This window comes from Parageobacillus thermoglucosidasius (assembly GCF_001295365.1).
In the GTDB taxonomy this organism is placed as follows: domain Bacteria; phylum Bacillota; class Bacilli; order Bacillales; family Anoxybacillaceae; genus Parageobacillus; species Parageobacillus thermoglucosidasius.
Genome location: NZ_CP012712.1, coordinates 3653211 through 3679613, shown reverse-complemented (window position 1 = coordinate 3679613; position 26403 = coordinate 3653211). Strand labels below are relative to the sequence as shown.

26 protein-coding genes and 3 other annotated features are annotated in these 26403 nt (G+C 44.6%); of the genes, 25 read left to right on the top strand and 1 reads right to left on the bottom strand.

Features of this window, described 5'->3' with window-relative positions:
- Window positions 1–293 precede the first annotated feature (293 nt).
- The 23 genes from citZ to AOT13_RS18035 all read left to right on the top strand — a co-directional run bounded on the left by citZ (window position 294) and on the right by AOT13_RS18035 (window position 24357).
- Entirely contained in the window at window positions 294–1412 is a 1119-nt protein-coding gene (gene citZ, locus AOT13_RS18150; protein WP_003248663.1) for a citrate synthase, read from the top strand.
- Between the two features lie 70 nt (window positions 1413–1482).
- Window positions 1483–2757 (top strand): NADP-dependent isocitrate dehydrogenase, encoded by a 1275-nt coding sequence (gene icd / locus AOT13_RS18145; RefSeq protein ID WP_173662685.1) that lies wholly within the window; start codon window positions 1483–1485, stop codon window positions 2755–2757.
- Window positions 2758–2782: 25 nt separating this feature from the next.
- Complete coding sequence (gene mdh, locus AOT13_RS18140; RefSeq protein ID WP_003248666.1) at window positions 2783–3715, top strand: malate dehydrogenase; 933 nt, start codon at window positions 2783–2785, stop codon at window positions 3713–3715.
- A gap of 235 nt (window positions 3716–3950) precedes the next feature.
- The gene (locus AOT13_RS18135) at window positions 3951–4658 is read left to right on the top strand and encodes a response regulator transcription factor (protein WP_003248668.1); all 708 of its coding nucleotides are present in this window, start codon (window positions 3951–3953) and stop codon (window positions 4656–4658) included.
- Window positions 4651–6408 carry a two-component system histidine kinase PnpS gene (gene pnpS, locus AOT13_RS18130; RefSeq protein ID WP_013400245.1) on the top strand — a complete coding sequence of 586 codons (1758 nt, stop codon included), beginning with the start codon at window positions 4651–4653 and terminating at the stop codon, window positions 6406–6408. The genes AOT13_RS18135 and pnpS overlap by 8 nt, the downstream gene beginning before the upstream one ends.
- Before the next feature lie 98 nt (window positions 6409–6506).
- The gene (polA, locus tag AOT13_RS18125) at window positions 6507–9140 is read left to right on the top strand and encodes a DNA polymerase I (RefSeq protein ID WP_042384471.1); all 2634 of its coding nucleotides are present in this window, start codon (window positions 6507–6509) and stop codon (window positions 9138–9140) included.
- Window positions 9141–9156: 16 nt separating this feature from the next.
- Window positions 9157–9981 carry a DNA-formamidopyrimidine glycosylase gene (mutM, locus tag AOT13_RS18120; protein WP_042384474.1) on the top strand — a complete coding sequence of 275 codons (825 nt, stop codon included), beginning with the start codon at window positions 9157–9159 and terminating at the stop codon, window positions 9979–9981.
- 20 nt (window positions 9982–10001) lie between these two features.
- Window positions 10002–10601, top strand: coding sequence for a dephospho-CoA kinase (gene coaE / locus AOT13_RS18115; protein WP_003248675.1), 600 nt, complete (start codon window positions 10002–10004; stop codon window positions 10599–10601).
- 120 nt (window positions 10602–10721) lie between these two features.
- A complete protein-coding gene (locus tag AOT13_RS18110) occupies window positions 10722–11750 on the top strand; it encodes a glyceraldehyde-3-phosphate dehydrogenase (RefSeq protein ID WP_013400248.1) in 1029 nt (342 codons plus the stop codon).
- A gap of 304 nt (window positions 11751–12054) precedes the next feature.
- Window positions 12055–12429 (top strand): adenosylmethionine decarboxylase, encoded by a 375-nt coding sequence (gene speD, locus AOT13_RS18100; protein WP_003248680.1) that lies wholly within the window; start codon window positions 12055–12057, stop codon window positions 12427–12429.
- A gap of 145 nt (window positions 12430–12574) precedes the next feature.
- Entirely contained in the window at window positions 12575–12973 is a 399-nt protein-coding gene (locus AOT13_RS18095) for a hypothetical protein (RefSeq protein ID WP_003248681.1), read from the top strand.
- 68 nt (window positions 12974–13041) lie between these two features.
- A complete protein-coding gene (gene nrdR, locus AOT13_RS18090) occupies window positions 13042–13503 on the top strand; it encodes a transcriptional regulator NrdR (RefSeq protein ID WP_003248682.1) in 462 nt (153 codons plus the stop codon).
- A 72-nt stretch (window positions 13504–13575) separates the two neighbouring features.
- On the top strand, window positions 13576–14964 hold the full coding sequence (locus tag AOT13_RS18085) for a replication initiation and membrane attachment family protein (protein WP_003248683.1): 1389 nt from the start codon (window positions 13576–13578) through the stop codon (window positions 14962–14964).
- Between the two features lie 12 nt (window positions 14965–14976).
- A complete protein-coding gene (dnaI, locus tag AOT13_RS18080) occupies window positions 14977–15912 on the top strand; it encodes a primosomal protein DnaI (protein ID WP_003248684.1) in 936 nt (311 codons plus the stop codon).
- Window positions 15913–16015: 103 nt separating this feature from the next.
- Window positions 16016–16888, top strand: coding sequence for a putative sporulation protein YtxC (gene ytxC / locus AOT13_RS18075; RefSeq protein ID WP_003248685.1), 873 nt, complete (start codon window positions 16016–16018; stop codon window positions 16886–16888).
- Between the two features lie 49 nt (window positions 16889–16937).
- Window positions 16938–17180, top strand: a binding site (T-box leader).
- 51 nt (window positions 17181–17231) lie between these two features.
- Entirely contained in the window at window positions 17232–19166 is a 1935-nt protein-coding gene (gene thrS, locus AOT13_RS18070) for a threonine--tRNA ligase (RefSeq protein ID WP_042384481.1), read from the top strand.
- 219 nt (window positions 19167–19385) lie between these two features.
- Window positions 19386–19518, top strand: a sequence feature (ribosomal protein L20 leader region).
- 76 nt (window positions 19519–19594) lie between these two features.
- A complete protein-coding gene (gene infC / locus AOT13_RS18065; RefSeq protein WP_013876470.1) occupies window positions 19595–20140 on the top strand; it encodes a translation initiation factor IF-3 in 546 nt (181 codons plus the stop codon).
- A gap of 21 nt (window positions 20141–20161) precedes the next feature.
- On the top strand, window positions 20162–20362 hold the full coding sequence (gene rpmI / locus AOT13_RS18060; RefSeq protein WP_003248690.1) for a 50S ribosomal protein L35: 201 nt from the start codon (window positions 20162–20164) through the stop codon (window positions 20360–20362).
- A gap of 46 nt (window positions 20363–20408) precedes the next feature.
- Window positions 20409–20765 (top strand): 50S ribosomal protein L20, encoded by a 357-nt coding sequence (gene rplT / locus AOT13_RS18055; RefSeq protein WP_003248692.1) that lies wholly within the window; start codon window positions 20409–20411, stop codon window positions 20763–20765.
- Between the two features lie 239 nt (window positions 20766–21004).
- Window positions 21005–21496: a dUTP diphosphatase gene (locus AOT13_RS18050; RefSeq protein ID WP_013876472.1), complete on the top strand. Its 492-nt coding sequence runs from the start codon at window positions 21005–21007 to the stop codon at window positions 21494–21496.
- Window positions 21497–21561: 65 nt separating this feature from the next.
- Window positions 21562–22647, top strand: a complete 1086-nt coding sequence (locus tag AOT13_RS18045) for a M42 family metallopeptidase (protein WP_003248696.1) — start codon at window positions 21562–21564, stop codon at window positions 22645–22647.
- A gap of 404 nt (window positions 22648–23051) precedes the next feature.
- Complete coding sequence (locus AOT13_RS18040) at window positions 23052–23819, top strand: class I SAM-dependent methyltransferase (protein ID WP_003248697.1); 768 nt, start codon at window positions 23052–23054, stop codon at window positions 23817–23819.
- Window positions 23820–23937: 118 nt separating this feature from the next.
- Complete coding sequence (locus AOT13_RS18035) at window positions 23938–24357, top strand: hypothetical protein (RefSeq protein WP_003248699.1); 420 nt, start codon at window positions 23938–23940, stop codon at window positions 24355–24357.
- A gap of 54 nt (window positions 24358–24411) precedes the next feature.
- Here the strand turns inward: AOT13_RS18035 and sspI are convergent, their stop codons facing one another.
- The gene (sspI, locus tag AOT13_RS18030; RefSeq protein ID WP_013400254.1) at window positions 24412–24627 is read right to left on the bottom strand and encodes a small acid-soluble spore protein SspI; all 216 of its coding nucleotides are present in this window, start codon (window positions 24625–24627) and stop codon (window positions 24412–24414) included.
- Between the two features lie 96 nt (window positions 24628–24723).
- Here sspI and AOT13_RS18025 point away from each other — a divergent pair, with 96 nt between their 5' ends.
- On the top strand, window positions 24724–25494 hold the full coding sequence (locus AOT13_RS18025; RefSeq protein ID WP_003248701.1) for a TrmH family RNA methyltransferase: 771 nt from the start codon (window positions 24724–24726) through the stop codon (window positions 25492–25494).
- A gap of 185 nt (window positions 25495–25679) precedes the next feature.
- Window positions 25680–25916 (top strand) — a binding site (T-box leader).
- A 46-nt stretch (window positions 25917–25962) separates the two neighbouring features.
- Window positions 25963–26403 carry an NUDIX domain-containing protein gene (locus AOT13_RS18020; protein ID WP_003248703.1) on the top strand — a complete coding sequence of 147 codons (441 nt, stop codon included), beginning with the start codon at window positions 25963–25965 and terminating at the stop codon, window positions 26401–26403.

Here is a 26403-nt window from a genome sequence, read left to right as displayed (position 1 = left end):
ATATAAAGAATATCAGTGGTTTTTGATTCACAAAAGTCAGATAATTGTTTATAATATAGACATGGGCGCTTTACCGCTATTCCTTTTCCACCTTCTACTTCTAGTAGAAGACAGCAGTATTATAATTAATTATTATTGAAATAATAAGAATAATGCAAAATGTAAGCACTTTCTGCCTTTTTGTTCTTGTCTCGCGCATGATTTTCTTACCTTTATTTCGAGCAAGCGCTCGCTCTCATATCTTACTATGGCAATTGGGAGAAGGGGAATTTTTAAGAAAAGGAGAGATCAGGATGACAGTAACACGCGGTCTTGAAGGGGTTGTCGCAACGACATCAAGCATCAGTTCCATTATTGATGACACGCTAACGTACGTAGGATATAACATCGATGATTTAGCTGAAAACGCTACGTTCGAAGAGGTTGTGTATTTGCTTTGGCACCGTGAGCTTCCGACGAAACAACAGCTGGAAGAATTAAAGCAACAATTGGCGGAAAATGCGACAATTCCGAAAGAAATTATTGAACATTTCAAAATGTATCCTATTGAGAAAGTCCATCCGATGGCAGCATTGCGGACAGCGATTTCTATGTTAGGGCTTTATGATGAAGAAGCAGATGTCATGACGAAAGAAGCAAACTATCGTAAAGCGATTCGCCTGCAAGCGAAGGTTCCTACGGTCGTTACTGCTTTCGCCCGCGTACGAAAAGGATTGGAGCCTGTCGAGCCAAGAAAAGATTTAGGATTCGCGGCAAATTTCCTTTACATGTTAACGGGCGAGGAGCCGAATGAAACGGCGGTGGAAGCGTTTGACAAAGCGCTTGTTTTGCATGCCGACCATGAATTAAATGCGTCGACATTTACTGCGCGCGTTTGTGTAGCAACATTGTCGGACGTTTATTCCGGCATAACAGCAGCGATTGGAGCGCTGAAAGGGCCGCTTCACGGCGGCGCGAACGAAGCGGTAATGAAAATGTTGAAAGAAATTGGAACGATTGATAACGTCGAACCGTATATCCGCAAAAAGTTAGAAAATAAAGAAAAAATTATGGGATTTGGCCATCGCGTTTACCGCAAAGGAGATCCGCGCGCGAAACATTTAAGAAAAATGTCTGAAAAATTGACAAAGCTTGTTGGCGAGCCGCACTGGTATGAAATGTCGGCAAAAATTGAAGAAATTGTCACTTCTGAAAAATCGCTGCCGCCAAATGTTGATTTTTACTCGGCATCTGTTTATCACTGTTTAGGAATTGACCATGACCTATTTACGCCGATTTTTGCCGTAAGCCGCATGTCTGGATGGCTTGCACATATTTTGGAACAATATGATAACAATCGCCTCATCCGTCCGCGTGCAGAATATACAGGTCCGGAGAAGCGGACGTATGTTCCGATTGAACAACGAGGCTAAATTAGTTTATAAAAGGTGAGAAGATAGTTCTATTCTCACCTTTCACAACAAAAATATATTGGAGGTTGTTATGGTGACGCAAGGGGAAAAAATTACAGTAACGAATGGTGTGTTAAACGTACCAAACAATCCGATTATTCCATTTATTGAAGGAGACGGGACAGGACCGGACATTTGGGCGGCGGCATCCCGCGTGTTAGAAGCTGCGGTCGAAAAGGCGTATAAAGGCGAAAAGAAAATCGTTTGGAAAGAAGTGCTTGCGGGTGAAAAAGCGTACAAGCAAACCGGCGAGTGGCTTCCACAAGAAACGCTTGATGTGATTCGTGAATACATAATTGCTATTAAAGGTCCATTAACGACTCCGGTCGGCGGCGGCATCCGTTCATTGAACGTAGCGCTGCGCCAAGAATTGGACTTATTCGTTTGCTTGCGCCCTGTCCGCTATTTTAAAGGTGTTCCTTCTCCGGTGAAACGCCCTGAAGATACGGACATGGTCATTTTCCGTGAAAACACGGAAGACATTTACGCAGGAATTGAGTATGCAAAAGGAACGCCAGAAGTGAAAAAAGTGATTGATTTCTTGCAAAATGAAATGGGCGTTCGCAAAATCCGCTTCCCAGAAACGTCTGGTATCGGCATTAAGCCAATTTCTGAGCAAGGAACGAAGCGGTTAGTGCGCGCCGCTATCAAGTATGCGATTGAGCATGGACGAAAATCGGTGACGCTTGTTCATAAAGGAAATATTATGAAATTCACAGAAGGCGCATTTAAAAATTGGGGCTATGAATTAGCGGAAGAAGAATTTAGCGATAAAGTATTTACATGGGCACAATATGACCGCATTGTCGAAACAGAAGGAAAAGAAGCGGCGAATAAAGCGCTGGCGGAAGCAGAAGAAGCTGGAAAAATTATTATCAAAGACGTCATTGCCGATATTTTCTTGCAACAAATTTTGACGCGCCCGCGTGAGTTCGATGTTGTGGCGACAATGAACTTAAACGGCGACTACATTTCTGACGCGCTGGCAGCGCAAGTCGGCGGCATTGGTATCGCTCCGGGAGCGAACATTAACTACGAAACAGGACATGCGATTTTCGAGGCTACTCATGGAACGGCTCCGAAATATGCTGGCTTGGACAAAGTGAATCCGTCATCTGTCATTTTGTCCGGTGTAATGATGTTTGAACATCTCGGCTGGAACGAAGCGGCAAAGCTTATCGTCGATGCGCTGGAAAAAACGATTGCTTCCAAAATCGTCACATACGATTTTGCCCGTCTGATGGAAGGCGCTACTGAAGTGAAATGCTCCGAATTCGCTGACGCAATCATCCGCAATATGGAATAAAACACGAGAGGATGGGAGAAGGGCGATGAAACGCAAAAAAATTTCCATAATCGGAGCAGGATTCACAGGAGCGACAACCGCATTTATTTTAGCGCAAAAAGAATTAGGGGATATTGTCCTTGTCGATATTCCGCAATTGGAAAACCCGACAAAGGGAAAAGCGTTAGACATGCTGGAATCAAGCCCGGTGCTCGGCTTTGATGCGAACATTATCGGCACTTCTGATTATGCCGATACTGCCGATTCCGATATCGTCATTATTACGGCGGGGATTGCGCGCAAACCGGGCATGAGCCGCGACGATCTTGTCACAACGAACCAAAAAATTATGAAACAAGTGACAAAAGAAGTCGTGAAATATTCGCCGAATTGCTATATTATCGTATTGACAAACCCTGTCGATGCGATGACATATACGGTATTTAAAGAATCCGGATTCCCGAAAAACCGTGTGATCGGCCAGTCCGGCGTATTAGATACGGCCCGTTTCCGCACGTTCGTTGCGCAAGAATTGAATATTTCCGTGAAAGATGTGACTGGTTTTGTGTTAGGCGGCCACGGCGATGATATGGTGCCGCTCGTCCGTTATTCTTATGCTGGCGGCATTCCGCTTGAAAAATTAATTCCAAAAGATCGTCTTGACGCGATTGTTGAGCGTACTCGCAAAGGCGGCGGCGAAATTGTGAATTTGCTTGGCAACGGAAGTGCTTATTACGCTCCGGCTGCTTCGCTTGCGGAAATGGTGGAAGCGATTGTGAAAGATCAACGCCGCATTCTTCCAGCGATCGCTTATCTTGAGGGAGAATACGGCTATGAAGGCATTTATTTAGGCGTGCCGACGATTTTAGGCGGAAACGGCATTGAAAAAGTGATCGAACTAGAACTGACTGAAGAAGAAAAAGCGGCGCTTGCCAAATCAGTTGAATCTGTGAAAAACGTGATGAAAGTATTAGAATAATGGCAAAGGCAAAAATTCGGGAGCATTCCCGAATTTTTGTCACATAAAAAAATGAAAGCGATTTCCAAAAGGAGTGCTGAAGGTGCTTAAAAAGCGCAAACGCGCTGTCAGCGCTAGATGGCCGCATATTAGAAAATTTTTAAATGAAAAAACGCCCTATTTGTCCGGCGTTTTTTTGTTTGTTTGTGGTATGATAAAAATGGATAATCATATTTTATGAATGGCGGAGGCGCATATGAGCAAAAAAGTATTAGTTGTTGATGATGAGCAATCGATTGTCACACTTTTAACATACAATTTGGAACGTGCAGGATTTACGGTCGTAACCGCAAACGACGGTGAGGAAGCGATCGAAAAGGTGGCGGCCGAACGGCCGGAGTTTATTATTCTTGATTTAATGCTGCCAAAGCTCGATGGAGTGGAAGTATGCAAACAATTGCGCCAGCAGAAAGTGATGACACCGATTTTAATGTTGACAGCGAAAGATGATGAATTTGATAAAATACTTGGACTTGAACTCGGTGCGGATGATTATATGACGAAGCCGTTCAGCCCCCGCGAAGTAGTAGCGCGGGTTAAAGCGATTTTGCGGCGCACGCAGTTTTCTAACGGAGAAACGGAAGCGATAGATAAAATTGTCATCGGCGATTTAAAAATTTTCCCTGATCAATATGAAGCGTATTTTGGCGGAGAGCGGCTTGAGCTGACGCCAAAAGAATTTGAGCTGCTTCTTTATTTAGCAAAACATAAAGGCCGGGTGTTAACGAGAGACCAGCTGTTAAGCGCGGTATGGAATTACGATTTTGCCGGAGATACCCGCATTGTTGACGTTCACATCAGCCATTTGCGTGAGAAAATTGAACAGGATACGAAAAAACCTTTATATATTAAAACAATACGAGGACTTGGGTATAAGCTAGAGGAGCCGAAGCGGAATGACTAGCTTCCGGTCGCGGCTGTTATTTGGGCTTGTGACGTTAATTGTCACTGTTTTAATTTGCCTCGGCATATTGCTTGGGCAATTATTTAAAGACTTTTATGTGGAAACAATGAATAAACGAATGGAAAAAGAAGCAAAAACAGTCGCCATTTTATTAAAAAACGAATCTCTTGATCATATTCGAGCAGATTTGCAGGAAATGAGCGAAGCGTTGTCGTCGCGCATCACCGTATTGGACAGCAATGAAAAAACGCTGTTTGATACGGGACATGTTGCCCATATTAGCGATGAAGATCATGAACGGATTATCCGGGACATTTTGCATAAAAACCGGCTAAACCAATTTTCCATCATTGAAAAAGCTGACGATGTATATTATTATATCGTTTCATTTTCCAAAGACGGCCAAAACGCGGGGTATGTCGTTTTAAGTTCCCCAACCAATTCGTTAAAAAAAGTGACTCAGCAAATTTGGGGAGTATTGATTAGCAGTTTGGGCACGGCGATCATTGTCATTGTTTTGTTAGGGCTAAAAATTACCGACCAGTATATGAAACCGATTGAAGCGGCGACGAAAGTGGCGTTTGAATTGGCAAAAGGGAACTATAAAGCAAGAGTTCCAAATGCAAAATACAATGAAACGGGAATGCTCGTTCATTCTATTAATCGGCTCGCCCATAATTTACAAGAAATCAGCAAGGCGCAGGAAATGCAGACAGACCGCTTGCATACGCTGATTGAAAACGTGGGAAGCGGGCTTATTCTCATCGACAGGCGCGGTTATATTAATTTGATTAATCGTGCGTTTAAAGAAATTTTCCATATTCGCCCGGTCGATTATTTATACCGGCCGTATGCAGAAGCGTTTGCGCATAAAGAAATCGTCCAGCTCGTCAATGAAATTTTTATGAAGGAAACAAAAGTCCGGAAACAAATGTTGCTGACGATAGGGATCGAGCGCAAACATTTTGAAGTATACGGAGCCCCGATCATCGGAACGAACGACGAATGGAAAGGGATCGTTCTTGTTTTTCATGATATTACCGAGCTAAAAAAACTAGAACAAATGCGCAAAGATTTTGTCGCGAACGTGTCGCATGAATTAAAAACGCCGATAACATCGATTAAAGGATTTGCCGAAACGCTGCTGGATGGCGCAATGAAAGATGAACGGACGCTGGAGCATTTTCTGTCGATTATTTGGAAAGAAAGCGAGCGGTTGCAGACATTGGTGCAAGATTTGCTTGATTTATCGAAAATTGAACAGCAAGAGTTTCAGCTTCACATGGAAACAGTGGATCTGACGCATCTTCTTCATGAAATTGCCATCATGTTCCAGCGGAAAGCGGAAGAAAAAGGCATCGATTTTCGCATGCACGCGGCAAAATCGATATATATGGAAGGAGATGCAAATCGCCTCAAACAAATTTTTATCAATTTAATCACAAATGCTTTAACGTATACTCCAAAAGGCGGACAAGTCGAAGTCATTGCGGAAGAGCAAGAGGAAGAAACTCTCGTTCATGTCAAAGATACAGGGATCGGCATCGAGGAAGCGGAAATTCCCCGCATTTTTGAGCGGTTTTACCGTGTCGATAAAGCAAGAAGCCGCCATTCCGGCGGGACTGGTTTAGGATTGGCCATTGTCAAACATTTAGTGGAAGCACATCATGGCCATATTACGGTAAAAAGCGCAGTCGGAAAAGGGACGACATTTACAGTGCATTTTCCGAAACAAGCGCGGCGTGATTAAGCGGAAAGACAGCGAGGACGAAAAAACGTTCTCGTCCTTTTTTGTTGTGCAGCAAATCATGTTACAATAAGAGCAACAGTGTTGGAGGAGGGAATGTGTTGAAAAGGAAACTTGTACTTATTGATGGAAACAGTGTCGCATACCGCGCTTTTTTTGCGTTGCCGCTTTTACATAACGATAAAGGGATTCATACGAATGCGGTGTATGGATTTACGATGATGTTAATGAAAATTTTAGAAGAAGAAAAGCCGACACATATGCTTGTTGCTTTCGATGCCGGGAAAACGACATTTCGTCATAAGACGTTCGAAGAGTATAAAGGCGGGCGGCAAAAGACGCCTCCGGAATTATCCGAGCAGTTTCCGTTATTGCGGGAATTGCTAAATGCGTACCAAATTCGTTTTTACGAGTTGGAAAATTACGAAGCGGATGATATTATCGGCACATTGTGCGCAAAAGCGGAAAACGAAGGATTTGAAGTAAAAGTGATTTCCGGAGACCGCGATTTAACGCAGCTTGTTTCTGATCATGTAACGGTAGATATTACGAAAAAGGGCATTACCGATGTCGAGTCATATACTCCGGAGACGGTGCGGGAGAAATACGGATTGGCGCCAGAACAAATCATCGATTTAAAAGGGCTGATGGGAGACAAATCCGATAATATTCCGGGCGTGCCGGGAATTGGCGAAAAAACGGCATTAAAGCTGTTAAAAGAGTTTGGCTCCATTGAAAACATATTAGACTCGATCGAGCAAATAAGCGGAAGCAAACTGAAAGAAAATTTGGAGAAGCACCGCGATCTTGCTTTAATGAGCAAACAGCTGGCGACCATTTTGCGCGACGCCCCGATTGATCTTTCGTTTGAAGATATAGAATATCGCGGATATGATGTGGACAAAGTGATTGCTTTATTTAAAGAGCTTAGTTTTAACTCGCTGCTTGGCAAATTGGCGCCGCAAGAAGAGGAAAAAACAGCGGTGGCCTTGCCGGAAATCGGTTATAAGATTGTCGACGAGGTGACGGAAGCAATTTTGTCCGACGAGGCGGCCCTCGTTGTCGAAGTGTTGGAATCCAACTATCATAAAGCGCCGATTTTAGGCTTTGCGATCGCAAATGAGCATGGAAACTTTTTTATCCGGACAGATACGGCGCTGTCGTCTTCTTTGTTTACAACATGGCTTGAAGATGAGTCAAAGAAAAAAAGCGTTTTTGACGGCAAGCGGGCAATCGTTTCTTTAAAATGGCAAGGAGTGCATCTGCGCGGCATTCAGTTTGATTTATTAATCGCTTCCTATTTGTTAAACCCATCCCAATCGACCGAAGACGTCGCTTCCATTGCGAAAACGAAGCAATATGCGGGCGTCCAATCAGATGAAGCAGTATACGGAAAAGGTGCGAAGCAAAAAGTACCGGATGAACAAGTTTTAGCAGAGCATCTCGTGCGCAAAGCGGCGGCGATACGCGCATTAGAACAGGGTTTTATTCACGATTTGCAAGAAAACGAGCAATATTCTCTATTCACGGATTTGGAACTGCCGCTTTCCACCATTCTCGCGGAGATGGAGTTTGCCGGTGTGAAAGTCGATGTCGAGCGGCTAAAAGAAATGGGGGAAGAATTGGCAGAACAGCTGAAAGAAGTGGAGCAAGAAATTTACCGCTTAGCTGGCCAAGAGTTCAACATCAATTCGCCGAAACAGTTAGGCGTCATTTTATTTGAAAAGCTGCAGCTGCCTGTATTGAAAAAAACGAAAACAGGCTATTCGACATCGGCGGAAGTGCTGGAAAAACTTGCTCCGCAACATGAAATCGTCGAGAAAATTTTGCATTACCGTCAATTAGGAAAACTGCAATCGACGTATATCGAAGGGCTGTTAAAGGTCGTGCATCGCGACACGAATAAAGTGCACACGATTTTTAACCAAGCGCTGACCCAGACAGGGCGGCTAAGCTCTACAGAACCAAATTTGCAAAACATCCCGATTCGTTTAGAAGAAGGGAGAAAAATCCGCCAGGCGTTCATCCCGTCAGAGCCGGATTGGGTCATTTTTTCCGCGGATTATTCGCAAATTGAACTGCGTGTGCTTGCCCATATCGCCAATGATGAAAATTTAATTGACGCGTTCCGCCATGGTTTGGATATTCATACGAAAACGGCGATGGATATTTTTCATGTGAGCAAAGAGGAAGTGACGCCGAACATGCGCCGGCAGGCAAAAGCAGTAAACTTCGGCATCGTGTACGGCATTAGCGATTACGGATTATCGCAAAACTTAAACATTACAAGAAAAGAAGCAGCTGAATTCATTAAGCGATATTTTGAGATTTTTCCAGGAGTAAAGCAATATATGAAGGATATCGTCCAAGAGGCGAAACAAAAAGGCTATGTGACTACGCTTCTGCACCGCCGCCGTTATTTGCCGGATATTACAAGCCGGAACTTTAATTTGCGCAGCTTTGCGGAACGGACGGCGATGAATACGCCGATTCAAGGAAGCGCCGCCGACATTATAAAAAAAGCGATGATCGATTTATCGAAGCGGCTGCAAAAAGAAAACATGAAAGCACGCATGTTACTGCAAGTGCATGACGAGCTCATTTTGGAGGCGCCGAAAGACGAAATAGAACGGTTGCAACAAATTGTACCGGAAGTCATGGAAAATGCGGTGCAACTGCGGGTGCCGCTTAAAGTCGATTACCATTTTGGTCCGACATGGTATGACGCCAAGTAAAGGAAGGGGATTGTGTATGCCAGAACTGCCGGAAGTTGAAACGATTCGCCGCACTCTCATTCCGTTAGCCGCTGGCAAAACCGTTGCCGATGTTCAAGTGTTCTGGCCGAGAATCATAAAACATCCGGCAAATATTAGTGAATTTATAGAAACGATAAAAGGACAAACGATTCGTGACATTCATCGGCGGGGAAAATTTTTAAAATTTATTTTTGATGAACATGTGCTTATTTCCCATTTGCGCATGGAAGGGCGTTATGCGGTTTCGAAAAAGGAAGATGCCATCGAGCCGCATACGCACGTGATTTTTCAGTTTACAGACGGCACCGAACTTCGCTATCGTGACGTAAGAAAATTCGGGACGATGCATCTTTATCCGAAAGGAGAAGAAGATTCCCGGCTTCCTTTGTCACAGTTAGGCCCAGAACCGTTTTCGGAAGAGTTTACCGCAAATTTTCTTGCAAAGCGGCTGCGAAAAACGAACCGAACGATCAAAGCGGCGCTGCTTGACCAAACCGTTGTCGTCGGGTTCGGCAACATTTATGTCGATGAAGCGCTGTTCCGCGCCGGAATCCATCCGGAACGCGCCGCGTCATCATTAACGGATGAGGAGGCGGCATGTTTGCATCGGGAAATGGTGGCAACATTGCAAGAAGCGGTCGAAAAAGGAGGAAGCACGGTAAGGTCATACGTCAACACGCAAGGGGAAATCGGAATGTTTCAATTGCAGTTATTCGTGTACGGGCGCAAAGGAGAACCGTGCAAACGCTGCGGCAACCCGATTCAAAAAACGGTGGTTGCCGGCCGGGGCACTCATTATTGCGCCTTTTGCCAGCATTAACCACATAGGGAGAGGACGATATGGCACTTACGATTGGATTAACGGGCGGCATCGCGAGCGGAAAAAGCACGGTGACAAAGATGATTCGCGAGCTTGGCATCCCGGTCATTGACGCCGATCAAATTGCCCGCGATGTCGTGAAAATGGGAGAGGAAGCGTACAATCAAATTATTCAGGCATTTGGACAAGAGATTTTGCAGGAAGACGGGGAAATTGACCGGGCGAAACTAGGAGCGATTGTTTTTCATAACGAGCAGGAACGAAAAAAGCTGAACGCCATCGTTCATCCTGCTGTCCGGCGGCGCATGCTCGCTGAAAAGGAAGCGTACGTTCAAAAAGGCGCCAAAACGGTCGTTTTAGACATTCCGCTTTTATTTGAAAGCGAACTAACCCATTTGGTGGATAAGACCATTGTTGTATACGTCGATGATGATGTTCAGCTGGAGCGTTTGATGAAGCGAAACGGCTTTTCCAAGGAAGAGGCGCTTGCGAGAATTCAGGCGCAAATGCCGCTTCGCGAAAAAGTGAAAAAAGCAGATGCAGTCATTGATAATAACGGGACGATCGAAGAAACGAAACAACAGCTTTGGCAAATTTTCAAAAGATGGAACGCCCTTTAAAAAGGGCGCTTTTTTTATGATTTTACTGAATTTTTTCTTCACATATCACCGAAATATGATATACTATTTTTGTGAAATGCTGTTAATTAGTATAGCATATATGATGAAAGGAGAACATGAATGAAAGCAAAAGTGGCGATTAATGGGTTTGGACGAATCGGAAGAATGGTGTTCCGCAAAGCCATTTACTCCCCATACCTAGATATCGTAGCGGTAAATGCGAGTTATCCATCCGAAACGTTGGCTCATTTAATAAAATATGATTCGAATCATGGCAAATTTGACGGCGAAGTGGTCCCGGTGGAAGACGGTTTTATTGTCAACGGCAAAAAAGTCAAGCTGCTTAGTTCGCGCGACCCGAAAGAACTGCCGTGGAAAGAGCTTGATATTGACATTGTGATCGAAGCGACCGGAAAATTTAATTCCCGGGAAAAAGCAAGCCTTCATTTAGAAGCGGGGGCAAAACGGGTGATTTTGACAGCGCCGGGGAAAAATGAAGATGTAACGATCGTTGTTGGCGTAAACGAACATATGCTTGACATTGACAAGCACTTGATTATTTCCAACGCTTCTTGTACAACCAACTGCCTTGCTCCTGTTGCAAAAGTGATTGATGAAGCATTTGGAATTGAAAATGGCTTAATGACGACCGTTCACGCATATACGAATGACCAAAAAAATATTGATAATCCGCATAAAGATTTGCGCCGTGCGCGTTCTTGCGGGCAATCGATCATTCCGACGACGACTGGAGCGGCAAAAGCGCTGGGGCTTGTTCTGCCTCATTTGCAAGGAAAATTGCACGGAATGGCGCTCCGTGTGCCGACTCCGAACGTGTCATTAGTCGATTTGGTCGTTGATGTGAAAAAAGAAGTGACGGTAGAAGAAGTTAACGAAGCATTTATTCGTGCAGCAAACGGCCCGTTAAAAGGGATTCTTGATTTTACGATGGAGCCGCTTGTGTCGATCGATTTTAACACAAATCCGCACTCAGCCATTATTGACGGCTTATCGACAATGGTGATGGAAGGGCGGAAAATCAAAGTATTGGCATGGTACGATAACGAATGGGGCTACTCTTGCCGAGTCGTGGATTTGGCAAATATGGTGGCAAACAAGATGGCAGAAAAGATCAGTGTGAACGCTTAAATGAGGCAAAAAGTGCTGGCAAGAACGGCCAGCGCTTTTTTTTTTTGGCGAAAAGCGGCCGACGTTTTGGAGATTTTACGAGGAAAGCGATATGCGTTAAAAAAATTTAAAAAGTATGTTGCAAAAAAAACGCAAACAAAGTATACTATGTCTCGTGAACTTCTTAAAGGCAACGGTAATGTGACTACTTAAAGGGTTAGGACCTCTTAGGACTAACTTTCCCCCGTGGTAGTTATACATGCCATTATTGCAAAAGAGTTTCGTGTTTATCGTTTAAGAAAATTTGTTAAAAGGGGGATTTTAAATGGACACAATGGGTCGTCACGTTATCTCGGAGTTGTGGGGATGCGATTTTGATAAGCTGAACGATATCGAATTTATTGAAAAGACGTTTGTTGATGCTGCATTGAAATCTGGAGCAGAAATTCGCGAAGTAGCATTCCACAAGTTTGCACCGCAAGGAGTTAGCGGAGTTGTCATTATTTCGGAATCACACTTGACCATTCATACGTTTCCAGAACACGGCTATGCAAGCATCGATGTTTACACATGCGGACATTTAGATCCGACAATCGCGGCGGATTACATCGCCGATAAACTTGGGGCACAAACGCGTGAAACGATCGAACTTCCGCGTGGCATGCGCCCAATTGAAGTGAAAAAAGCGCAAGCATTATAATCATAACGAACGAAAGCAAAAGAGGTGCTAAATGGCGCACCTCTTTTTTTACTGTTTCATATTTGTTCAATATACATCTATTAAGATGTAATGATATGATAATGGATATAAAAAACATAAAACTAGCGGACAAGGGGAAGGAATCATGAGCGTTTGGAAAAAGTGGAAATATGCGCTGACCAACCATTGTGAAACGAGAGAAAACCATGAAGATGAAGCGCTGCGGAGTCATTACTATAAAGCGACAAACGCTACGGTGATCAAGGCGGTAAAAGAATTGTTCACTTCTTCTCCAAATTATGAATTATTATCTGTTTCCGAAGAAAGAGGAGAGTTCAGCGCGACGACCCGCCAAGGAAAAAAAGTGTTTATTGTCGCTACCGTCATCTCTGTTCGTCCATTGGAAACCGCGGTAGATTTTTCGGTGACGACCGAAACAACGTTTTTGCCATTTGACTTTGGGAGAAGCCGAAATGTCATCATCGATTTGTATCGCCAATTAGATCAGCGTCTTCCGTATATTGGATCTGGAATAAACGCATAACGAAACAACTTGCCCGCTATCATTTGTTTCGTTATCATAAAGGTAAGAATAAAAACGGAGTTGGTTATATGAGATGCCCATCATGCCAGCATCATGGTACAAGGGTCCTTGATTCGCGCCCGGTGGATGAAGGGCGTTCGATTCGCCGCAGGCGGGAATGCGAACAATGCCACTATCGCTTTACAACATTTGAAAAAGTGGAAGAAATGCCGCTGATTGTTGTGAAAAAACAAGGAACGCGCGAAGAATTCAGCCGCGATAAAATTTTGCGCGGTCTTATTAAAGCGTGCGAGAAACGTCCGGTTGCTCTGGAAGAACTTGAAAAAATTACGCAAGATATTGAAAGGGAGTTGCGCAATCAAGGAGTAGCGGAAGTGAAAAGCGAAACGATCGGCGAAATGGTGATGGAGCGTTTGTCGAAAGTCGATGAGGTTGCCTATGTCCGTTTTGCTTCTGTATATCGCCAATTTAAAGATTTAAATGTCTTCATTGAGGAATTAAAAGAATTACTGAAAAAAGAACAGCGCTAAAAAGGGCTTTTGGCAAAATGGATAACAAGCCCTTTTTTTCATCGGCAAAACTTAGTGCGGAAGGTCGAGAATATGGAACATCATTGGAAAGAATTAATCCCGGTTGACCGCTATACGGTGCGGAGCAACGGAGTGCTTCATGATTTTGACAGAAAAGTGCTTACGCTGCTTTATCAACCGTTAATAGGTTATCGGGCCTTAAGCCTTTATATGACGTTATGGAGCGAATTGGAACTGCTTTCGGAAAAGGAAACGACCCATCATAGTCTGATGGTGCTGATGCAATGCAATTTAAAGGAAATTTACGAAGAACGTTTGAAGCTGGAAGGCATCGGTCTATTAAAGACGTATGTGAATAGAGAAGAACCGAAACTATTTATTTATGAATTGCAGCCGCCGCTTACGCCGGAACAATTTTTTACTGACGGAATGCTGAACGTTTTCCTCTATCACCGTATCGGCAAACATAAGTTTCAGAAACTGAAACAATTTTTTTCCGCCCCGTCCATTGACCGAACAAAATTTTCTCCTGTTACTCGCGCGTTCCATGATGTATTTGCATCCGTGCATGTCGAGCAGATGGTTGCGAAGATGAATGAAGAAATGCAAGAAGATTTACGAGTTGTTGATGGGTATGAGTATATCGGCAGAAAAGAAAATACGTATGACCTGAGCGATGATGTATTCGACTTTGAGCTGTTTTTTGCCGGTTTATCGAGGTATATGGTGCCAAAGCGGGCGATTACGCCGAAAGTAAAAGAAGCGATAAAAAAATTAGCGTTTTTATACGGCATCGGACCGCTGGATATGCAAAAAATTGTCATGAGTGTGATCGATCCGTCTGACCATATTGATATCGATGCATTGCGGAAAGCTGTCCATGAGTGGTATGAGTTTGAACGCGGCGACTCCTCGCCTAGCTTAAGTTCGCGTGTGCAGCCGCTTCCATATCGTACGATGACGAATGTCGAGCCGAAAACAAAAGAGGAACTGTTGATGAAAGAACTGGAAAGGATCTCTCCGCGCCAATTGTTAACCGAAATAGGCGGGGGAGCCGAACCATCGATGAGCGATTTGCGGCTGATTGAAGATATTATGTTCCAGCAACAATTGCTTCCTGGTGTCGTAAACGTGTTAATTTATTATGTCCTGTTGCGCACGGATATGAAATTGACTAGACCGTATGTCGAAAAAATCGCCAGCCATTGGGCTCGGAAAAATGTGAAAACCGTCAAGGAAGCGATGGAGCTGGCAAAACGGGAAACAAAAACATATCAAAGCTGGGCAAAAGAAAAAGACAAAAAAACAAGTAGAAAAGTGGTGCGAAAAGAATTATTGCCAGAATGGCTCAATATGGATTATAGTCAAAACGATGATCAAGATAATGATGAAAACATAAATATTGAGGAAAAACGGCGGGAGTTAGAAGAACGGTTAAAAAAATATCGCGACGAACAATAGGATGTGAAGATGATGGAACGAATCGATCAACTGTTAAATCGATTGCTTGGCAAGAAAGGGTTTCAGCAGCACTATGTGCAAATGAAACGGAGGATTCTTTCCCACCCAGAAATCCAAGCGTTTTTGCGCGAACATGAGCGGGAAATCTCAAAGGAAATGGTGGACCGCAGCTTAATGAAGCTGTATGAGTTTATGGAGCAAAGCAAAAACTGCAGCCAGTGCCCGAGTTTGGACCAATGCAAAAACTTTTTAAAAGGCTACCATCCTCGTCTTGTGATCAAAGGGGCAGCCATTGATGTCGAGTATGACCGCTGCCCTGCAAAAATAAAATATGATGAGCGGAAGCGGCAGGAGTCATTGATTCAAAGTTTGTTTGTTCCCCGCGAGATTTTGCAAGCGTCGCTTTCGGATATTGATCTTGCCGATGAGGGGCGGATGAAGGCGATTGAACTTGCCGATCGCTTCGTATCGGAGTATGAACCGGGAAAGAAAATGAAAGGACTTTATTTATACGGGTCGTTTGGCGTTGGAAAAACGTATATTCTTGGCGCGATCGCCAACGCCCTTGCGAAAAAAAACGTTCCGTCCCTTATCGTGTATGTGCCGGAGTTTTTCCGTGAGCTCAAAAGTTCGCTGCAAGACCAAACGATTAACGAAAAGCTTGATTATGTCAAAAAAGTGCCGATTTTGATGCTCGATGATATCGGCGCTGAATCCATGTCAAGCTGGGTGCGCGACGATTTATTAGGCCCTATTTTGCAATACCGGATGTTTGAAAACTTGCCGACATTTTTTACATCGAACTTTGATTTGCAGCAGCTGGCGCATCATTTGACATATTCGCAGCGCGGAGAAGAAGAACAAATGAAAGCGGCGCGCATTATGGAGCGGATCCGTTATTTGGCGCAGCCGGTCGAAGTGAAAGGAAAAAACCGCCGGCTTGAATAGGATGTTTCCTAAAACGGAAATATCCTTTTATTTTTTATTCTAAACCATCGTTTGCCCCCATATATATAGAACAAGCATTCACTCGTAAGGGGGGAAACGGCGTTTGATTGAAATTTATTTTGAACAGGCAAATGACGCTGAAAAGTTGTTTTGTTTACTGAATAAAAGGCAGAAAAAAACGGCTCATCCGCGCTTTCAAACAACATACAATGGAGATTCCCTCGTCACGATTTACATATATGGCGACACCGATGAAGCGATTTCATGTGATTTGATACCGGCAATGACGACATTGATCCTTCATTTTATTGAAGACCGGCTATTGCTATCGATTATCTCTGATACGTTTTATTTTCAAGATAAAGAAGAACAGCAGCAAATTTTACAGCTTGCCCATTCGTTTCTTGATGGAGAAAGGTATGATTACCGGATGGGAAAACAGCCTTCCGTTTCGCGGAAAACATTGATTGCAAACGCGCTAAAGCATTTTTTAAAAGACGGACTTTCCTTTTCCTTTTCGTCCTTTGTCACTTTTCGTCTTAAACCATATATGGAACAGCTGCAACATTACGTTGAATTGGCGATTGATGAGTATAAACTTGAGCAAGAGTACCAAAATTTTGTGCAAATGTTGCGCGATTTCGTGGCAGCCAAGCGGCCAAAATTGCCTGTCATCCATTTAGTCCACAAGCCGCCATCTTTTCTTTTTTTGGATGAAAAGTTGCGCGAAATTACAGCAGGTGAATTAAAGCAATTGATTGACCGCAATTTGATCGTCAGCCAACCGATGTACATTGATTCTTCCTTATTAGCGCCGCTTGTCTCCATCGCTCCAGCTATTATTTATTTATATACCGATCATGAGGAGGACGGCATGGTTCAAACGATCCAAAACGTATTTCAAGAGCGCATCCGTCTCTATAGACAAAGCGACTTTGCAAAATCCCGCATCATTGATGCACAGCAAGAGGGATGATCTTGATTTTTTCATGCATTCCTTCTATAATAAAGTGCATAGAGAATACATAAAAGCAATGATGAGGACATGGGTGTATTTTTACGGTTTCCAGAGAGGGAAGGCATCGGCTGCAACCTTCCTAACACGAAAAATACACTTACCACCTCGGAGCTGCGGCAGTGAACGACACATGTCCAGTAATTGCCGCCGGTACGGCCGTTATTCGATTCGAGCCATCGCTGCGGGGAAGTGTGTCTTTTTGCCGGCGATGGGAAGAAGGGTGGAACCGCGAAGCAAACTCGTCCCTTTATGGAGGGAGGAGTTTTTTTATTTTTTAACATAAAAAAAGGAGGAAAAGGGTATGGCGGAAATGATACGCATTACATTTCCTGATGGAGCGGTAAAGGAGTTTCCAAAAGGAACAACGACAGAACAAATCGCCGCATCGATTAGCCCGGGATTAAAGAAAAAAGCGATCGCAGGAAAACTAAACGATCGTTTGGTTGATTTGCGTACCCCGATTCAGGAAGATGGGTCGATTTCGATCATAACGCAAGATATGCCGGAAGCGCTTGATATTTTGCGCCATAGCACGGCCCATTTAATGGCCCAGGCGATTAAGCGCCTTTATAAAAACGTCAAACTCGGCGTCGGTCCGGTCATTGAAAATGGCTTCTATTACGATATCGATATGGAAGAATCGCTAACTCCGGAAGACTTGCCGAAAATTGAACAAGAAATGCGGAAAATCGTGAAAGAAAACTTGGAAATCGTCCGGAAAGAAGTAAGCCGCGAAGAAGCGATCCGCCTTTACGAGGAAATTGGCGATAATTTAAAACTCGAATTAATTAACGATATTCCGGAAGGAGAAACGATCTCCATTTACGAACAAGGTGAGTTTTTCGATCTTTGCCGCGGCGTCCACGTTCCGTCGACAGGAAAAATTAAGGAGTTTAAGCTGTTGAACATCTCCGGGGCGTACTGGCGCGGAGACAGCAATAATAAAATGCTGCAGCGCATTTACGGAACAGCGTTCTTTAAAAAAGAAGATTTAGATGAATATCTTCGCCAGCTGCAAGAAGCAAAAGAGCGCGACCATCGCAAGTTAGGAAAAGAGCTTGAATTGTTTATGACTTCGCAAAAAGTCGGACAAGGGCTGCCGCTTTGGCTGCCAAAAGGGGCGACGGTTCGCCGCATTATCGAACGGTATATTGTGGATAAGGAAATCGAGCTAGGTTATCAGCATGTTTATACGCCAGTGCTCGGCAGCGTCGAATTATATAAAACTTCCGGCCACTGGGATCATTACAAAGAAAACATGTTCCCGCCGATGGAGATGGATAACGAGCAGCTTGTGCTGCGCCCAATGAACTGTCCGCATCATATGATGATTTATAAAAATAAAATTCATAGTTACCGCGAGCTGCCAATCCGCATCGCAGAGCTCGGCACGATGCACCGCTACGAAATGTCCGGAGCGCTTTCCGGCTTGCAGCGCGTCCGCGGCATGACATTAAACGACGCCCATATTTTTGTGCGCCCAGACCAAATTAAAGATGAGTTCAAACGTGTCGTTAACTTAATTTTAGAAGTGTACAAAGACTTCGGATTGGACGAATATTCATTCCGCCTTTCTTACCGCGATCCGCATGATAAAGAAAAATATTACGATGATGATGAAATGTGGGAAAAAGCGCAAAGCATGCTGCGTGAAGCGATGGATGAATTAGGGTTAGAGTATTATGAAGCGGAAGGAGAGGCGGCGTTTTACGGTCCGAAATTAGACGTGCAAGTGCGCACGGCGCTTGGAAAGGACGAAACGTTATCAACGGTGCAGCTTGACTTCTTATTGCCAGAGCGCTTTGATTTGACATATATCGGCGAAGACGGCAAACCGCACCGCCCGGTTGTCATCCATCGCGGAGTTGTTTCGACGATGGAACGGTTCGTCGCCTTCTTAATCGAAGAATATAAAGGGGCATTTCCGACTTGGCTCGCACCGGTGCAAGTCGAAGTGATCCCGGTATCTCCAGAAGCGCATCTCGACTATGCGTATAAAGTGAAAGAGGCGCTGCAATCGCAAGGATTCCGCGTGGAAGTCGATGGACGTGACGAAAAAATCGGATATAAAATTCGCGAAGCACAAATCCAAAAGATTCCTTATATGCTTGTCGTCGGTGACAAGGAAATGGCAGAAGATGCCGTCAATGTCCGCAAATATGGCGAACAAAAAAGCGAAACAATGGCGCTCGCTGACTTTATTGCCGCTTTGAAGGCAGAAGTACGCCGGAACTAGATCAAATGGCAAAGGCGCCCGCATGATGCGAGGGCGCCAACAAACAAACGGAACAGCCGAAAACCGTGAAGTTCTGTCTTCACGGTTTTCACATTTTTGCTTGCCAAACTCCGAATGATTCGTTATAATAAAAGACGTTGTTTGTCGATCAAGAAAAGCGCCTTGACATGCTGCCTTCCAAGGTGATATACTGTATAGAGTAAATAGAATACTTGTTTGTGGCAAAAGCAGAAGCACCCCGCTTCTCACCTGGTTGACGCCCGCGTGGCTGTTGACAGGTCGTTACGGTTCGTACATCGTATTCAGACGTAAGCAGTGTGGGTGTCGTATGCATCCACACTTTTTTATTAGAAAAGCAAATGCGCCTGCTGATGGCGTTTCTTTCTGAACCGTTCATGCGTTAGGGTGCGCTATGAAACAAACAAGTAATTCGGAAAAAACCTTGGAGGTGGCTGGTTATTAGCAAAGATTTTATTATTAACGAAAACATTCGTGCACGCGAAGTCCGCTTAATTGATCCAAACGGTGAACAATTAGGGATTAAATCCCGCCAAGAGGCGCTGGAAATTGCCGCAAGATTAAATCTTGACTTAGTCCTTGTGGCGCCAAATGCGAAACCGCCGGTATGCCGCATTATGGACTACGGCAAATTCCGCTTTGAGCAGCAAAAGAAAGAAAAAGAAGCGCGCAAAAAGCAAAAAGTAATCAATGTCAAGGAAGTGCGCTTAAGCCCGACAATCGAGGAGCACGACTTCAATACGAAGCTCCGCAATGCACGCAAGTTCCTTGAAAAAGGCGATAAAGTAAAAGCGACAATCCGTTTTAAAGGGCGGGCGATTACGCATAAGGAAATTGGCCAACGCGTCCTTGAACGTTTTTCCGAAGCATGTTCCGACATCGGCGTTGTCGAAACGGCACCAAAAATGGACGGGCGGAGCATGTTTTTAGTGTTGGCACCGAAAAACGACAAATAATCGAATGGGGAGGAACGTCCTATGCCAAAAATGAAAACTCATCGTGGCGCTGCTAAGCGTTTTAAAAAGACTGGTACAGGTAAATTAAAACGCGGTCATGCTTATACAAGCCATTTATTTGCAAGCAAAACGCAAAAACAAAAACGCAAACTTCGCAAAGCAACGCTTGTATCTCCTGGTGATTTCAAACGCATTCGCCAATTGCTTGACAACTTGAAATAATGGAGACAAACCTGAAATAAATGGAGACATATAGGAGGGAATAAATATGCCACGTGTTAAAGGTGGAACAGTGACGCGCAGACGTCGCAAAAAAGTCCTGAAGCTGGCAAAAGGTTACTTCGGAGCGAAACATGCTTTATATAGAGTTGCCAACCAACAAGTAATGAAATCATTAATGTACGCGTATCGCGACCGCCGTCAACGGAAGCGTGATTTCCGCAAGCTTTGGATTACGCGCATTAACGCGGCAGCACGCACGCACGGTCTTTCATACAGCCGTTTTATGCACGGTTTAAAACTGGCAGGAGTAGAAGTAAACCGCAAAATGTTGGCGGACTTGGCGGTAAATGACCAAGCTGCGTTTGCCCAACTGGCAGAGCTTGCAAAAAGCAAACTTCAATAAGGAATGAAAGCAATGGCCATTCTCGCTTATGGGGATGGTCATTTTTTAATAGAAAGAAGCATCATGGTACAATAATGTATCATGACGGTCAGCGTCAGAAACGGAAAGCGCGGTTCATTTCGATCGGCGCCGTGATCGGTGCGGCGGTTCGCTTGCGTGTATTTCACCAGAAATGTTGCGGCTTGCCGCTGTCGCCGTGACGAAGCTATCGCAATTTTAATGCTATAGGGGGAGAAATGATGGATTTATCAATACTTTACTCGCTGCAGCGCCAGTTAGATGAGCGGATTGAAAGACAACATGGATTGCAAGGGGAAGATTTATTCGACAAAAAAGTGCTCGCTCTGCTTGTCGAAATCGGCGAACTTGCAAATGAAACGCGCTGCTTTAAGTTTTGGAGCGTAAAGCCGTCGTCCCCGCAAGAAAAAGTGCTCGAAGAATATGTCGATGGCCTTCATTTTATTTTATCACTCGGACTAGAATGCGGTTTTATGCGCTCATCTTCATTTCGGCAGACCAATGGCAATGGCGCACAGCTTGTTGAACAGTTTTTGCGCGTGTACTGGACAGTGGATGAGTTTCGGAAAACAAAGTCGCAGCAAAGCTACGATCTTCTGTTGGCGGAGTATTTGCAATTAGGGGAACAATTAGGCTTCTCTTTCACGCAAATCGAACAAGCCTACATCCAGAAAAATAAAGTCAATCATGAGCGGCAAAATCAGAATTATTAACCAATTTTGTACATTGCTGATTATTGGGGTATAATAATCATAGCTGAACAAGAAGGAGGCTAATTATGGCAAAGCTTGATGCAACATTAACAATGCTAAAAGAATTGACGGACGCTAAAGGCGTTCCGGGCAATGAACGGGAAGCGCGCGAAGTAATGAAAAAGTACATAACTCCTTATGCCGATGAAGTAACGACAGACGGTCTTGGCAGTTTAATCGCGAAAAAGGAAGGAAATAGCAATGGCCCAAAAATTATGGTTGCCGGCCATTTAGACGAAGTTGGCTTTATGGTGACGCAAATCGATGAGAAAGGATTTATCCGCTTTCAAACGTTAGGCGGCTGGTGGAGCCAAGTCATGCTTGCACAGCGCGTCACCATTTTAACGCGCAAAGGAGAAATTACCGGCGTCATCGGTTCGAAACCGCCGCACATTTTGCCGCCGGAAGCGCGCAAAAAGCCAGTCGAAATCAAAGATATGTTCATCGACATCGGCGCGACAAGCCGCGAGGAAGCTATGGAATGGGGCGTGCGCCCGGGCGACTCGATCGTTCCGTATTTTGAGTTTACCGTGTTGAACAATGAAAAAATGCTGCTTGCGAAAGCATGGGATAACCGGATCGGCTGCGCGGTTGCGATTGATGTGCTCAAGCAATTAAAAGATGCCGCTCATCCAAACGTCGTGTACGGTGTCGGCACGGTGCAGGAAGAAGTCGGTTTGCGCGGGGCGAGAACGGCAGCGCATTTCATTCAGCCGGATATCGCTTTTGCTGTGGATGTCGGCATTGCTGGCGATACGCCAGGCGTTTCCGAAAAAGAAGCGATGGGCAAGCTTGGCGCCGGACCGCACATTGTGCTGTACGACGCAACAATGGTGTCCCATCGCGGTTTGCGCGATTTTGTCATTGATGTCGCTGAAGAACTCAACATTCCTTACCATTTTGACGCGATGCCGGGCGGCGGCACTGACGCTGGCGCGATCCATTTAACGGCAAGCGGCGTGCCGTCATTGACGATCGCGATTCCGACACGCTACATCCATTCCCATGCGGCGATTTTGCACCGTGACGATTACGAAAATACGGTAAAATTGCTTGTCGAAGTCATCAAGCGTTTAGACGCGGAAAAAGTAAAACAAATTACCTTTGAATAATCGGCGGAGAAAAGCCGGCAACAGAAAATGCCGGCTTCTCTTTTATTAAAAATATTGACGGAATATTTTGATAAAATCACAATTCAAATAGTTAATATTTTCCTCGCATAATATTTTCCTCGCAGAAACTTGATGTGCACGAAACATATCCGAAGGATGGCGGTTTTATGTTGCGGCTGCCATTGGTCATTGCGAATGATCTCATTTTCTTTTGGCGAAAGGAATTTGTCATTTCTTTCCGGCAGTTATGGCTGGTCTGAAAGCACGCCTTCCCGTATAGTGGCTGCAGCGGCTTTTATTGTTTATTCAGCAAACGGTGCAGTCACTTTTGCAGCCCGTGCATCGCGATGCATGCGCCATGTAAAGGCGGCGATGTTTATAAAAAGAAAGGGGAAAAAGGCTTTATGAATATTTGGAATGCTGATGTATATGACGAGAAATTATCATTTGTATCTGAATTAGGAAAAAGCTTGATAGAGATGTTAAATCCGAAACAAGGAGAAAACATTCTCGATTTAGGCTGCGGGACAGGGGAGCTTACCAATGAAATTGCGAAACGAGGCTGCAAAGTTGCCGGGCTGGATGCGTCTTCACATATGGTTGAAAAAGCCCGTAAAAAATATCCGCATATTTCCTTTTTTGTTGATAGAGGGGAGACGTTTCGCACACAAGAACGCTATGACGCTATTTTTTCGAATGCTGCATTGCATTGGATGAAAGAAGCCGAAAACGTTGTGCAATCGATGGCTCTCGCCCTGCGCGAGGGCGGCCGGCTGGTCGCCGAATTTGGCGGGAAAGGAAACGTAGATGCTATTGTGAAAGCAATAGAAACCGTTTTATTAACAAACTATGGCATTGATGCAAAAGAAAAAAATCCGTGGTATTTTCCGAGCATTGGAGAATATAGCAGCTTGCTCGAAAAGTACGGTTTTCGCGTCATATATGCCAGCCATTTCGCCCGCCCTACTCCTTTGCCTGATGGCGATCAAGGATTAGATCATTGGCTGGACGGATTCGCTGGCGCCTTTTTTGCTGATTTCGAATTGGCCGAAAAAACATTGGCTTATCAGAAGATCAAATCACGATTAAAAGCATACTTATGGAAAGATGGAAAATGGATTGCTGATTATAAACGGATTCGAATCATCGCAGTGAAGGAGGGAAAAGCGTGAAAAAGGAAATATGGATGCGTTCCTGCCTGCTTTTTCTCCTCATAGCAGGATGTAAAGCGGAATCGGGCCCCTGATCTCGAAACCGCCTTCTTGCCAGCAGCAGACAAAAGAAGGCGTTTTGCAGGACGAGGCGGATCAAAGCGCTTTTACGCTGACAGAAGCAGAGCAGACAGCATATGAAAACATCAAGAGCGACTTAAGCGAAAGGCACCTGCAAGGATTATCCCCTGTCAGCGTCGCCAAAATTGATATTCAAGCGGCGTTAGATAAAGAATATGACGTGCAGTACGTGCTATATAACGACCGTCCGGATTATGTCCGCTGGTCAAAAGAAGAAGATGAACAAATTCCGGAATCGGACCGGGGAACAAAAGAACATCTGCTGCAAACATTCAGCGGCATTGAAAAAGGGGAATTTAGGCAAACGAGCGACCATGAAGGAGATATTCAATATATGAATGAAAGCGGCGAAATGGGCTTTCAAATGGTCAAAGACGAAGACGGGATTTGGAACGTGTCGTTTACGCCAATTCAATAAGCAGAAAGGCAAAAAACAATAATTAGGAAAGGGAAGCTTTATTCCGCTTCCCTTTTATGCTTGTTGTTTCACTGCTTGTTCCAATGTGTCGAGCATTTCTTCTTTTTGTTGCTCGCTCGCATGAGTCCAAATTGCCTCAAACAGCACGCCAAGACCTGGCAGATATTTTTCCTCGCGGCGCTCAATCGCGTCCTCGATCGTATCTTCTAATTGCTCCTTTGTGTTGTTGGCGACATTTTGCATAATCGCATGGCGCAAGTTCAAATCCATCTTGTTCACCTCGCTAATATGTAGTACATGCTTATTTTTTGCGCGAAATTCGTTTATTATGTATATGGATATGCAAAACGTAAAGGAGAATGAGCATTGAAACGGATCGAATCGGTAAAAAATCCGCAAGTGAAGCAGTGGAAAAAGCTGCTGATGAAAAAGGAGCGGGATAAAACAGGGCTGTTTCTGATCGAAGGATTTCATTTAGTGGAAGAAGCGTTGAAAAGCAACATATCCATTATCCAATTGATTGTGAAAGAGAATAAGGCGATTCCGGCAACATGGGATATCAGCGGCATCCCGGTGGCCATCGTTACGGAAGACGTGATGAAGGCGATCAGCGACACGGAAACACCGCAAGGCATCGCGGCCGTTTGCGAGCAGTTTCTTTATGGCGATATAGACTGGACGCGGGCGAATGTGCTTCTGATTGACGCCGTGCAAGATCCGGGCAACATCGGCACGATGATCCGCACCGCTGATGCAGCGGGAATCGATGCGGTCATCCTTGGCAAGGGTTGCGCAGATTTGTACAACCCGAAAGTCATCCGCGCGACGCAAGGTTCGCTTTTCCATTTGCCCATTATTCGCGGAAATCTCCGGGAATGGATCGAGAAGCTGCAAGAGCAGAACGTTCCGATTTACGGTACATCGTTAGAAAACGGAGAAGATTATCGCCGCATCAACCCGCCGCGACCGTTTGCCTTGCTTGTTGGCAATGAAGGAAGCGGGGTTCATAAGGAATTGCTGCAAATGACGACGAAAAATTTATACATTCCGATTTATGGACAGGCCGAGTCGCTCAATGTCGCCGTTGCCGCCGGCATTTTGCTTTATCATTTGCGTGGGACGTTACAGAATGAATGAAGCTGTTTTTCCAAACAGGAGGTTGCATCGCGTCTGCCTGTTGCCTATAATATAAAAATAGCTAAATGTTGACTATAGTCAAAAAAAATAGCTACTGTTGCCTATAATCAAAAAAATAGCGAGTGTTGACTATAGTCAAAAAAATAACTAAATGTTGATTATAGTATAAAAATAGCTAAATACGGAAAACAACGATGAAAGAGAAGAGTAGCTTGCCACTCGCCATCCAGGGAGAAAACGCCGTAGACTGGGAGCGTTTTTATGGTAGAAGCAAGTGAATTCACCTCTGGAGTTGACACTTGGACCATTCCGCTCTTGCGGAATGTAAAGGTGTTCCGGCCTATGCCGTTATCACAATGAAGCGAACAGCGCTTTTTTGCGCTGTTAACAAGGGTGGTACCGCGAGTGCACTCGTCCCTTATTGGCAAGGGGCGAGTTTTTTTATGGAACATAAAGAGGAGAGGGGGGATGGCAGAAGCGCGGATATTTGGCGATCGCCTTGAGCATGTGCATTATCATGTCCGAAAAGGCGCCTATGCGGTGAGCATCAATGACGGCATGGTCGCTGCCGTGAAAACGCCAACCGGATATTTTTTGCCCGGCGGCGGATTGGAAGGGACAGAAACATTGGAAAACTGTCTCAAACGCGAAGTTTTGGGAGAAACGGGGCATCACATCCGTATTCTCCTATTTATCGGACGTGCGCAAAAGTATTTTTACTCAACGACTTTTCATGACTATATGGCTAGCGATGGGTTTTTCTACATAGCAGAAATTGTGGGAGGGCACCATTCTGTTTGCGAAAAAGACCACGAACTAGTGTGGATTTCACGCAAAGATATTCCGCAAGTATTATTGCCCGAGCATCAAGCATGGGTAGCAGAAGAAACATTTCGTTTACTTGAGTGA